The organism is Flavobacterium flevense, assembly GCF_900142775.1.
Lineage (GTDB): Bacteria > Bacteroidota > Bacteroidia > Flavobacteriales > Flavobacteriaceae > Flavobacterium > Flavobacterium flevense.
Genome location: NZ_FRCC01000006.1, coordinates 146,005 through 158,701, shown reverse-complemented (window position 1 = coordinate 158,701; position 12,697 = coordinate 146,005). Strand labels below are relative to the sequence as shown.

At 33.1% G+C, this 12,697-nt stretch carries 10 protein-coding genes; 4 read left to right on the top strand and 6 right to left on the bottom strand.

The genetic code is table 11. The features are described 5' to 3' along the window. Positions 1 to 12 precede the first annotated feature (12 nt). Positions 13 to 1,434, bottom strand: a complete 1,422-nt coding sequence (locus BUB89_RS11660) for an ATP-dependent DNA helicase (protein WP_073245260.1) — start codon at positions 1,432 to 1,434, stop codon at positions 13 to 15. 510 nt (positions 1,435 to 1,944) lie between these two features. Here BUB89_RS11660 and BUB89_RS11655 point away from each other — a divergent pair. Then, complete coding sequence (locus tag BUB89_RS11655) at positions 1,945 to 2,751, top strand: DUF3822 family protein (protein ID WP_073245258.1); 807 nt, start codon at positions 1,945 to 1,947, stop codon at positions 2,749 to 2,751. Beyond that, complete coding sequence (locus BUB89_RS11650) at positions 2,748 to 3,338, top strand: RsmD family RNA methyltransferase (RefSeq protein WP_073245256.1); 591 nt, start codon at positions 2,748 to 2,750, stop codon at positions 3,336 to 3,338. The genes BUB89_RS11655 and BUB89_RS11650 overlap by 4 nt, the downstream gene beginning before the upstream one ends. 140 nt (positions 3,339 to 3,478) lie before the next feature. Here BUB89_RS11650 and BUB89_RS11645 read toward each other — a convergent pair whose 3' ends face one another. Beyond that, a complete protein-coding gene (locus tag BUB89_RS11645) occupies positions 3,479 to 4,027 on the bottom strand; it encodes a type 1 glutamine amidotransferase domain-containing protein (protein ID WP_073245254.1) in 549 nt (182 codons plus the stop codon). A 371-nt stretch (positions 4,028 to 4,398) separates the two neighbouring features. Next, entirely contained in the window at positions 4,399 to 5,274 is an 876-nt protein-coding gene (locus BUB89_RS11640; protein ID WP_073245396.1) for a hypothetical protein, read from the bottom strand. A 109-nt stretch (positions 5,275 to 5,383) separates the two neighbouring features. Between BUB89_RS11640 and BUB89_RS11635 the strand changes: the two genes are divergently transcribed. Both BUB89_RS11635 and BUB89_RS11630 read left to right on the top strand, forming a co-directional pair. After that, positions 5,384 to 6,439 carry a formimidoylglutamase gene (locus tag BUB89_RS11635; protein WP_073245252.1) on the top strand — a complete coding sequence of 352 codons (1,056 nt, stop codon included), beginning with the start codon at positions 5,384 to 5,386 and terminating at the stop codon, positions 6,437 to 6,439. A 115-nt stretch (positions 6,440 to 6,554) separates the two neighbouring features. Further along, positions 6,555 to 7,811 (top strand): DEAD/DEAH box helicase, encoded by a 1,257-nt coding sequence (locus BUB89_RS11630; protein WP_073245250.1) that lies wholly within the window; start codon positions 6,555 to 6,557, stop codon positions 7,809 to 7,811. Between the two features lie 71 nt (positions 7,812 to 7,882). On the opposite strand, the gene BUB89_RS11625 is transcribed toward BUB89_RS11630, so the two are convergent. From BUB89_RS11625 to aroC, 3 genes are all read right to left on the bottom strand, one after another. Next, the gene (locus BUB89_RS11625) at positions 7,883 to 10,063 is read right to left on the bottom strand and encodes an ATP-binding response regulator (RefSeq protein ID WP_073245248.1); all 2,181 of its coding nucleotides are present in this window, start codon (positions 10,061 to 10,063) and stop codon (positions 7,883 to 7,885) included. 109 nt (positions 10,064 to 10,172) lie between these two features. Further along, positions 10,173 to 11,456: a dicarboxylate/amino acid:cation symporter gene (locus tag BUB89_RS11620; protein ID WP_073245246.1), complete on the bottom strand. Its 1,284-nt coding sequence runs from the start codon at positions 11,454 to 11,456 to the stop codon at positions 10,173 to 10,175. Between the two features lie 162 nt (positions 11,457 to 11,618). Continuing rightward, positions 11,619 to 12,677: a chorismate synthase gene (aroC, locus tag BUB89_RS11615; RefSeq protein WP_073245244.1), complete on the bottom strand. Its 1,059-nt coding sequence runs from the start codon at positions 12,675 to 12,677 to the stop codon at positions 11,619 to 11,621. Between the last annotated feature and the right edge of the window lie 20 nt (positions 12,678 to 12,697).

The following is a 12,697-nucleotide window of genomic DNA, read 5'->3' as shown; positions in this document are numbered from 1 at the left end:
CAAGCCTCTTTTTTATTCCTCAAAACTTTCGTCTTTAAAATTTATCAAATACAGTTTATTTTTGGCACGTGTCATTGCGGTATACAACCAGCGGATGTAATCCCTGTCAATTCCGTTGGGTAAATACGGCTGTTCTATAAAAACCGTATTCCACTGCCCTCCTTGTGATTTATGACAAGTGATAGCGTAGGAAAATTTCACCTGAAGTCCGTTAAAATATTCGTTGGCTTTTACCTTTTGAAACTGCTTAAATTTGGTTTCGCCTTCATAATCTTTTAAAACTTCCTGGTACAATCGGTTTGATTCTTCGTATGTTAATGATGGAGATTCACTTTTTATGGTATCTAATAATAAAACGGTTTCAAATGGTTTCTGGTTAGGATAATCCACCATTCTGATTTTAACATTGGCAAACTTAAATCCGTAAAGTTCTTTGATACTGAAAATTTCCAGAATTTCAATAATATCACCATTTGCAATAAAACCGGCTTCATCGGAATCTTTTAGCCAAAAGTAATTGTTCTTTACTACCATCAGGAAATCACCGGTGGAAAGTTCGCTTTCTTTATCCAGAATTTTTGTCCTGATTTGCTCATTGTACTGATTGGCTCTTTTATTCGAACGAACAATAAAAGCCGTGTCTTCAATACTATAATTACTGTAAGCTGAATTAATAGCATCCTGAATATCATAACCGTCAATTAACCGAACGATATCCTTAAACTTCCTGACATTAAACTGAAAATCAGTAATAAAAGAATCTTTCAATAATTCCCTGAGTTCAGTGGCATTATGCAAAATTCCGGAACTTTCCTCCTGACGCATCACCTCATCAAGCTCGATAGAATCCACTTCTTTATTGTAATTCATACTTAAAGTACGGATATCCAACGCCGGACTGATATCTAAATTTACCGGTGGCAACTGAGCAGTATCGCCCAGCAGAATCATTTTACAATTGGTTCCTGAATAGACATACGAAATCAAATCGTCAAGTAAGGAGCCATTGGCATACATTTTTGAATCAGAATCCACATCTGAAATCATCGAGGCTTCATCGACTATAAAAATGGTGTTTTTATGTTTGTTTTGCTGTAATGTAAACGTTACTCCGCCACCCGAATTTTTCTTTGGAAAATAAATTTTCTTATGAATGGTAAAAGCAGGTTTCTCTGAATAGTTTGCAATTACCTTAGCCGCACGACCAGTGGGTGCCAGTAAAACATACTTTTTATTTATTTCTAAAAGGTTGTTGACAATGGTAGAAATCACCGTAGTCTTTCCTGTCCCGGCATATCCTTTAAGCACAAAAATACTGTCATTAGTGTTTTCTGTCAAAAAGATCGCAATCTTCTGAAAAAAAACATCCTGATTGTAAGTGGGTGAAAACGGAAATTTCTTTTTTAAAAGACTGTAAAACTGGGAGGAAATCATGTACTAGAATTTTAAGTTCAAAGATAGTTTTTTTAGCACGCAGATTTAACAGATTTTCGCAGATATGTTTTTAAACATATAAGTCATATAAGCTTTTTTGAAATGCTTTCTGAAAATATAAAGAACAAAGCTCATATAAGTTTTTAGAATTTGTGCTCCATTTGTGTAATTTGTGTAATTTGTGGTTATAAAAAACTTAGCGAATCTTTATCTTTCCTTAGTGCTTCTTTGCGTTAAAACTTTACTCTGGCACGCAGATTTAACAGATTTTCACAGATAAGTTTTTAAACATATAAGTCATATAAGCTTTTTGAGATGCTTTGTCAAAGTATAAAGAGTAAGTTCATGTAAATTTTTCAAATATGGGACAATTTGTGTAATTTGTGGTTATAAAAAACTTAGCGAATCTTTGTCTTTCCTTAGTGCTTCTTTGCGTTAAAACTTTCAACTTGAATTATTGCTGTTGGCATTAAAATTTGTAAGTTTGCCATTCAGAAAAAATCTTCATTAATGGACATTACCGAAAAGAAATATAAAAAACTCTCCATTCAGGTTTCGCTGAGCGGACTTTCTTTTTGCTGTTTTGACACGCTTAACAATACTGTTTCTTCCTTCAAAGAAATTCATTTTGATCCTTTCGAAAAGAATTTAAAAATTGAAGATTTGTTTGCCAATGCGTTTGAAGAACATCCTGAGCTCAATGAAAAATACGATGATGTGCTTGTTATACACAACAACACACTATCTACTTTTGTTCCGGCTCCCCTTTTTGATGAAAATTATTTAGGCAGTTATTTACAATATAACACCAAGGTTTTTGAAACTGATTTTTTTGCTTTTGACGAAATCAGTAATTACGAAATCAATGCCGTTTATATTCCGTATGTGAATATGAATAACTTTTTTATAGATAAATTTGGCTCTTTCGATTACAAACATGCTAACAGTATTTTAGTCACTAAATTATTAGATGCTTCTAAAAATGTGGACACTAAAAAAATGATGGTTCATTTTAACTCCGCTCATTTTGAAATTGTAGTAATTCAAAACCAAAAGTTGTTGTTGTTCAATTCTTTCGAATACCAAACTCCCGAAGATTTTATCTATTACTTGCTTTTCACTGCTGAGCAACTCCATATGAATCCTGAAAATTTCCCTTTAGAATTAATTGGAAACATCACTGCCGAGAGTCCATTTTACAAAATAGCTTATAAATACATTCGCAATGTTTCCCTGATTGATGTGGAAGATTTACGATGGAACAATTATTTTTCTGAGGCCGAAAACAGAAATCATTTTATACTTTTCAACTCATGAGAATTATTTCAGGAAAATACAAAGGAAGACGCATCAGCCCGCCAAAAGGTTTACCTGTTCGTCCTACCACCGATATGTCTAAAGAAGCGTTATTTAATGTTTTAAACAATCATTTTAGTTTTGATGGTCTAAAAGTGTTGGACTTGTTTGCCGGAACGGGAAACATAAGCTACGAATTTGCCTCTCGCGGAAGTTCGCCTATTACTTCAGTAGACGGTGATTTTGGTTGTGTAAAATTTATCAAACAAACGGCTGCCGAATTTGATTTTCCAATTGCAGCTACTAAAAGTGATGTTTTTAAATTTCTGGAAAAATGCAATGCTTCGTTTGATATCGTTTTTGCTGATCCGCCTTATGGATTAGATCAGGCTACTTTTGAAAAAGTGGTCTTATTGGTTTTCGAAAAAAACATTCTGAATGAAGAAGGAATGATGATTATCGAACACTCTAAATACACTAAGTTAAATCATTTGGCTAATTTTTCTTTTCAGAAAAGTTACGGAGGTTCTATTTTTAGTTTTTTCGAATTTGAATCGGAACAAGAAATTGAAGGCGATTCTTTAGAAAATGATGGTGAAGAAGAATAATATTTTACCGTCTTAGATAAAAACAAAAAAGAGGCATTTCGATTGAAATGCCTCTTTCAGTATATTTATAATGGATAATGCAAGACCAAAAATTGATCTTGCATTTTTTATAACTTGATGATATAATTAAAAATATCTTATTACACTGTCTGACGTTCGTGTTTTCCTTCTTTAATTTCTTCCACCATTTTTTTATTAAAAGCGGGCAAATCATTAGGATTTCGGCTGGTCACCAATCCATTGTCTACAACTACTTCTGAGTCTTCCCATTGTGCTCCGGCATTTTTCAAATCGTTTTTAACAGAGAAAAACGAAGTTACTTTTCGACCTTCTAACACATCAGCATCAACCAGAATCTGAGGACCATGACAAATAGCCGCTACTGGTTTTTTACTTTTAAAAAAAGCACGTACAAAATTTACTGCAGCCTCTTCTCTTCTTAATAAATCAGGATTTATAACTCCTCCCGGAAGAACCAAAGCATCGTAATCTGTTTCATTTGCCTGATCTAATACTACATCAACCTGATATTCGTTACTCCAATTACCGTCTTTCCATGCTTTGATAGTTCCTGATTTTAAACTGATGATATCTGCATTCCATCCCTGATCTTCAAGATGAGCTTTAGGCGATGATAATTCTGATTCTTCAAAACCGTTTGTGGCTAATATGGCTATATTCTTTTTCATAATTCTAAATTTTAAAAATGTTATTAATTTGATTTGCTTAAAATTAGTTATTTCACATGACCATCGAAAAGAGACGATGTTAAACCTTTCTTTAATAAAAGTTAATTAATTGAATTCCAACTTTTTATTAAAAATAAAATTAAAATTATATAACATTAATATCAATCTGGTTCATTATTTTATAGGATGCAAGCCAAGAAAATAATGCTATAAATAAAGTTGAGTACAAAATAAAAAAGCATTTCAGGAAAAGAATCAGATGATGCAGCTGAAGACGAAAGAGAAGAAAAATAATTTTTATACCCTTAGATAAAAACAAAAAAAAAGAGGCATTTCGTTTGAAATGCCTCTTTCAGTATAATTATAATGGATTATTTCAAAGTAAAACTTGATTTAGAAACCAGATCTCCCTTATCAAATATATTTACATAATAAGTACCCGGAGCAAAATCTTTTCCAGGTAAATTTTCTGAAACCTGAACCGTTTTATTTTCATATTTTACAGTACTTGTAAAACTATACGTCAAATCTTTACCATCAAAACTAATGTTTTTCTTTTCGCCTAAAACATTGTTTTTACTGTCAATAACCTGTACATAATAAGTTTTATCACCTGATTGCGCGATTTGGTTACCGGCAATAGTAAAGCTGATTTTTAGCATATTAGTACGTCTTGCTTTTTCCGTTTCAATTTCTTTACCTGAACTTCTTACTTTATAAGCTGAACTCTGGATGTTTAAAACGGTTAGTTTAGCTCCTTTTTCAACTACTTTAGCTAATTCATCATTTTGACCTACAAGCGCTTCGTTGTACTTTTTAGATTCTGTCAAAATCACTGCTGTACTATCACGCTGCGTTTTTAAGACTTTATTCTGGTTTTTTAATCCTTCATTTTCAGCCATCATGGCTTTCATTTTATTTTGTAAAAGATTAATCTGGTTTTTAAAAGTAGAAACATCTCCTTTAGATTTTTTTACTTCGGCCATCAGGTTTACTACCTTGTCTCTTTCCTGAATTAATTCGTCAGACATTGAAGTATTTTCGGCAATTGCAGCGTCATAAGTTGCTTTTAATTGTTCTAAATCTTTCATTACTGACTCCTTTTCTGTTTCGGTAGTAGTCAATACGGTTTGTACTTTTTCGGTATCCGAAGATATTTTAAAAATATAAACTAAACTCCCAACTAATAAAACTGCCAATACAGCAATAACTGCCTTTAGACCTGAACTACTTTGTTTGTTTTCCATTTTTTTAACGTTTTTCAATTTTAATAATCCCAAATTTAACAATATATATTTAACATATAACGTCTGTAAAGAATTTATATTATTTTTGTAGAAAAAATTTTCTTCACACATGGATAAATTTCTACCTTTTACAATCAATGATCTTGCTAAAGTCACTAACCATAGAAGTGGAGAAATAAAATTTGGAGAAAAAATGCTGACAGTTCCTGCTGGCGCTAACACTATTTCCTACATAAAAAATACGGATGCTAAATATGTTCTCTTAGGGATTCCGGAAGACATAGGCATCAGAGCTAATTATGGAAGACCCGGTGCTGCCTCTGCCTGGAACGAAGCCATCAAAAGCATTGCTAACATTCAGCACAATCGTTTTTGCAAAGGAAACCAAATCATTGTTTTAGGACAAATTAATGTTCTGGAAGAAATGAAAGAAGTAGAAAATCTGGATTTTAACCACATGGATGACCGCGTAAAGCTCAGTCAGCTGGTAAAAAAAATAGACAAAGATGTTTCTCATATCATTTTCAGCATTGTCAAATTAGGTAAAATCCCCATCATCATTGGTGGCGGACACAATAATGCCTACGGAAATATAAAAGGAACTGCTCTTGCAAAAGGAAAACCGGTAAATGCGATAAACTTTGACGCACATTCGGATTTCAGGATTTTAGAAGGTCGCCATAGCGGAAATGGTTTTTCGTATGCGTATGAAGAAGGTTTCCTGAAAAAATACTTTGTTTTTGGTTTACACGAAAACTACACTTCAAAAAGTGTTTTGGATATTATTAAAAAAACAGAAGACAGAGTACGCTACAGTACCTATGACAGTATCAATATTCGAAAAGAAAAAGATTTTGATAAAGAAATGGTTCAGGCTCTGGAATTTATCAAAACGGATTATTTTGGAATCGAAGTTGATTTAGATGCCATACCTAATATCGCAAGCAGCGCCATGACTTTAAGCGGTTTTTCGGTAGAGGAATTACGCCAGTTTGTTTCTTTTTTTGCAAAAAACAAGCATGCCAGTTATTTACACATTTGCGAAGGTGCTCCTGAATTAGACGTAGATAAAAACAACCATTTAATAGGGAAACTTATCGGTTATCTGGTAACTGACTTTATAAAATCCAATTCTAATAAAGCTTTAAAAGAAACTACTATTTAATAATAGTAAGATTTATCGGGAGTAAAGACAGCATTAAACGAGCATCAAGAATAATAATACTATCTTTGCCCAACTTATCGTTGTAACTTATTACACGGTAATTAATATCAAACTTATGTTATTCGAAGATTTATCACTTTCAAAAAGTATTCAAAAAGCCGTATACGAACATGGCTATACCACCCCAACACCTATTCAGGAACAAGCTATTCCGCTTATTTTAGCCGGAAATGATTTGATAGGTTGTGCACAAACAGGAACAGGAAAAACAGCCGCTTTTGCCATACCCATTATTCACCAATTACACCGCATTGTAGGTTCTTCTAAAAAAGCTAAACAAATTCGTGCTCTCGTTGTAACTCCTACCAGAGAACTGGCAGTACAAATAGGACAAAGTTTTGACACTTATGCTAAATACACTAATCTGACCCAACTAACCATTTTTGGTGGTGTGTCTCAAAATCCTCAGGTAGATGCCTTAAAAAACGGGATTGACATTTTAATTGCTACTCCGGGAAGATTATTGGATTTACACAAACAGGGATTTATCGATTTAGATCATTTGCACAATTTAGTTTTAGACGAAGCCGATCAGATGCTTGATATGGGATTTGTAAATGATGTAAAGAAAATTGTAAAACTGACTCCTAAAAACAGACAAACGCTGTTTTTTTCGGCAACTATGCCTATTGCCATCAGAGAATTAGCCGAAATGTTTTTGACTAATCCTGAAACAGTAACCGTTTCACCGGTTTCTTCTACGGCCGAAAATGTAGAACAACGCGTTTATTTTGTTGAAAAAGGAGAAAAAAGAAATCTTTTATACAACTTGCTTCAAAATGAAAATCTAAGCGATGTACTAGTTTTTTCGAGAACTAAACATGGTGCTGATAATGTGGTAAAAGCTTTGCGTAAAAAAGGAATTGCTGCCGAAGCTATTCACGGAGACAAATCGCAAAACGCAAGACAAAGAGTATTAGATGCTTTTAAAAACAAGGAAGTAGGCGTTCTTGTTGCTACTGATATTGCAGCACGTGGAATTGATATTGACCAATTGCCTTATGTAATCAATTTTGACTTACCCAATATTCCTGAAACGTATGTACACCGAATAGGAAGGACAGGGCGTGCAGGAAATGGCGGAATCGCAATTTCGTTTTGCGGTAAAGATGAGCACGGATACTGGAAAGACATTCAAAAACTTATAAAAGTGGATGTAAAAACCATCACCGATCATCCTTATCCATGGCATGCCGGAAGTCCTGAAAGTACTTCAACAGCTGCAAAACCTAAAAATTCAAACCGAAGCGGTGATGCTCATAAATCGAGAAAATCTAATGCTTCAAAACAAAATAAGAAACGCTGGTATTAAAAATTTACAGCTTTTATCATCAACCGTAAACTAGTTAAAAAAATTTTTTACGGTTTTTTTATATAACATCATTAGTTTTTGCGCACTGTCTCATTAATGGTTTTGTACAGTTTTTCAGAATCAAAAGGTTTACTGATAATATCATCAAAACCTGCTGAAATAGCTTCTTCAGTTACTTCTTCCTTATCAAATGCTGTAAGTGCAATAATAGGAGTTTTTATTCCTTTTTTACGAATTAGTTTCGTCGTTTCAAAACCATTCATTTCCGGCATATTAATATCCATTAATACCACATCAAAATCTTCCTTATCAATCAAGTCTAAAGCTTCTTTACCTGAAACAGTAGTGGCACATTTGTATTTGAATTTTTCAATTGTTTTTTTGGTAACAATAAGATTAATCACATTATCATCAACAATTAAAATTTTAAAAACCGGGCCCAACGATAAATCGACATTTATATTATTAATTATGGCATTGGTTTTTTCTTTATCATGTTCAAAAGGAATCGTAAAATTAAACGTTGTTCCTTTTCCCGGTTCGCTTTCTAAGGAAATAGTACTGTCAAACAATTTTAGCAGCTGTTTCACAATAGGTAATCCTAATCCGGTACCCTGATAATCAATTTCTTTTCGTTCCAGCTGTACAAATTTATCGAATATTTTTTCCTGATTTTCTTTGGCTATTCCTACTCCGGTATCCCGAATATTAAATGCTATAAAATGAAGTTTATCCTTCACCTCAACTAAATTTGCCGAAATACTCACGATACCATTCTGAGTAAATTTCAAGGCATTACTAACCAAATTGATAATGATCTGGGAAAATCGTAATTTATCTCCAATTAAATACTCCGGAATAGCTGGATCAATTGCTATTTCAATAACATTTTGATGTTTTTTAGCTAAAAAAGACATGGAATCTTTTATAAATTCAATTTCATCCGAAATATTAAAAGTCTTTTTTTCCAGAACAATTCTGTTTTCCTCAATTTTATTAATTTGCAAAACATCATTGACTAATGCTAATAAATATTTTGCCGAAAATTTAAGTGATTTTAAATGCGGACTATCCGCTAATTCTTTGTGTTCATCTACTAACATATCCGTAATTCCGATTACGCCGTACAAGGGTGTACGCAATTCATGGGTGATGGTTGAAACAAACTGTGATTTAAGTTTAGAAGCGGCTTCAGCTTTTTCTTTCGAAAGTTCTAATTCTAAATTCTTAGCTGTAAGTTCTAAATTTTTGGTCTTTTTTAAATTATAATTGCGGTAAAGAGTGTAAACAAACAGCAGTAATATCAACAAACAAATAATCAATAAGAATGAAATAATTTTAGTTTTTTCTAATACCTGAGCCTGAAAATGGCTTTCTACTTCTATTTTATCTAATTTTCTCTTGTATTCATCTATTTCCAAATTGATTCCGGCGACAGTAGCTTTATTTATTTTAGTAGCTTCATTAATTTGACTTTCAATCTGATGGTATAAATCTAAGTAAGTATATCCCTTTTTATAAGCACCACTATCAAATAAAAACTGAGCATATCCTTTTACCGCATACGAATAATCAGATTGATTCATTCCTGATTCCCCTAAAACCAATGCTTTCGAAAAATAAGACGCAGCCTTAGTAAAATCAGCCTGGCGGTTGTAATACATTCCATTGAGCGTGTTGACAAGTATTAGATTTGATACATTATTATTCTTTTGCTGATTAGAATTAATAAAATCCAAATAGTTTTTTCCTTCTTTGAATTTTTTAGCATCAAAATAAACGCGGGCTAAATTAAGGTTAGTTTTATAAAGCTGATCAAAATCTGATTTTATGAGATTACTTGCTAAATGTTTTTTATAATAAAACAATCCTAAATCATATTGCTTTTCTTTAAAAGAATATATAGTTCCCAGCCTGTTATACAAAACATACTTTATAGTATCATTAGTAGTTTTATCAGCATAAGTCAGGGCTTTTTTATAATAAAAAAGAGCTTTTTTAAATTCAGCAAGCTCTTCATAATTTCCGGCAATAGTAGTGTAAGATTTGGCTACAGCCAAAAAATTATCATCTTTAAAAGCATGATATAAAGCTAAACGGGAAGTATTTAAAGATAATTCATATTTATCCTGCTGTAAATACTGAGAAGCTTCTTTTACTAAAAGCTGCGTGTTTTTTATAGTCTTTTTATCATCTTTACTAGGAGACTGACTAAAAAGAGATAAGGAGACTAATAAAAAAACAATTCGCATAGAAGTATAGCAATAATTATCTTATCAAATATAAAAAAAACCATCGGGTTATTTTAAATTAATGAGATAATTAATAAAAAGATTTCTTTATAAAACCTCGGTTAAAAAATCAATTTTTAGATACTACATTTAATTTCCCGACTGATTTTGCCACAATAGTTGCTACTGTAGCATCACTGGTAATGTTTACTACAGTTCTGCACATATCCAAAGGTCTGTCAATGGCGAAAATAAGCGCTAAACCTGCCTCAGGAATTCCCGCCTGTCCTAACACAATAACCAGCATTACCATTCCGGCACTGGGAACCGCTGCAGAACCTATTGATGCCAGAGTAGCTGTAACTACAATCATTAACTGAGTTGTTAAATCTAAGGGTTCGGGCAACATCGCCTGAGCAATAAAAATAGCGGCTACTGCCTGATATAAACTGGTTCCATCCATGTTTACCGTTGCTCCTAAAGGCAATACAAAACTGGAAACTTCTTCATCAACCCCAAGACGTTCTGTTACACATTCCATTGTTACAGGAAGCGTGGCAGCACTAGAACTCGTTGAAAAAGCCAGTAATTGTGCCGGAGCTATTGCTTTAAAAAACGGTATTGGTTTTACCTTAGCAAATACCATTAATAAAACAGGATAAAATACAAAAGTCATTATCAGCAAACCTGTTACTACAGTCAATCCATATATAACAAGAGCTCCTAAAGTAGAAAAACCAGGGATTTCCACCATTAAAGATGCCATTAAAGCAAAAACACCATAGGGCGAAAACAACATAATGATATCTATGATTTTTAAAATCACATCATTCATCCCTTTAAAAAAAGCCACTACCGGTTTTGCCTTTTCTTCTTCGATTAAAATCAAACCAATTCCTATAAGCACTACAAAGAAAATAACCTGTAACATGCTCGCATTATCCGTTAATGCTCTAAAAAAATTATCCGGTACAATATCAACCAGAGGCTGAAGTGGTCCATTTTCTTTTGCAGCTTGGGCTAATTCTATTTTTTGCGAAGCGTCACCGGAAAAACTCATCAGTAAACTTTCCCTTGCCTCATCATTGATATAACTACCAGGTTTTATAATATTAGCCAGTAAAAGTCCGATAGATACCGCAAAAACAGTGGTTCCTAAATAAAATACTACTGTTCTCCCTCCTAATCGGGATAGTTTAGAAATATCTTTTAAATCAGCCAATCCTACAATTAGAGAGACCACAATTAAAGGAACGGCAATCACTTTTAATAAATTAATAAAAATGGTTCCAAAAGGTTTGATCCAATTTATAACGAACTCGTTAAGCTCTAAATTTTTCATTAATAATCCAAAAAGCAACCCAAAAATGATACCCAATAAAATTTTCCAATGCAAGGCGAGCTTTTTCTTCATATTATGATAGTATTTAAAATTATTATTTAAAAAACAAAAAAACTCCTCTTGAAAGAAGAGGAGTTTTAAATTATTGTAAGCGTTTTAGCTATTTTCGAAAGAATTATTCAACGTTTTTACCTCTATAGGGTAAAAATAAGAAAAAATCATTACGATTATATATTAATACGTTTTATTTATCAAATAAAAATCAGCTAATACAATTGCTGCCATAGCTTCCACAATAGGCACAGCACGAGGAACTACACAAGGATCATGACGTCCTTTACCTGTCATTTCGGTAATATTTCCTTTATTGTCTAATGATTCCTGTTTTTGCATGATAGTAGCTACCGGTTTAAAAGCCACACGGAAATAAATATCCATTCCGTTGCTTATTCCTCCCTGAATTCCTCCGGAAAGATTCGTTCTGGTGGTACCATCTGCATTGTACAAATCATTATGCTCACTTCCTTTCATTTTAGAACCTTCAAATCCGCTACCAAATTCAAATCCTTTTACCGCATTAATTGAAAGCATTGCTTTTCCTAATTCGGCATGTAATTTATCAAAAACAGGTTCACCCAGACCTACAGGTACATTTTGAATTACACAAGTAACCACACCACCTACAGTATCTCCTTCTTTACGAATTTGTTTAATATAATTTTCCATTATTGCTGCCATCTCTTCATCAGGGCAACGTACCGGATTGCTTTCTATTTTAGAAAAATCCAAATCCTGATACGGCTTATCTAAAGTAAGCGGCCCTACAGCTGAAACAAAAGCATGAATTTTAATATCAGATAACATTTGTTTTGCAATAGCTCCCGCTACAACCCTGCTGGCTGTTTCACGCGCTGAACTTCTTCCGCCACCGCGATAATCTCTAAAACCATATTTTTGATCATACACGTAATCAGCATGACTAGGTCGATAATTATCTTTTATATGCGAATAATCATCCGATTTTTGATTGGTATTGGGAATAATAAAACCAATTGGCGTACCAGTTGTTTTGCCTTCAAATATTCCGGATAAAAACTGTACATCATCCGGTTCTTTTCGTTGGGTAACAATAGCTGATTGTCCAGGTTTTCTTCTTGACATTTCTAATTGAATAGCATCAAAATCTAATGCAATTCCTGATGGACAACCATCAATGATTCCTCCTAAAGCCTCACCATGTGATTCTCCAAAAGTAGTTATTCTAAATAGGGTTCCGTAGCTATTTCCTGCCATTATAATTAATTTTGAACAAA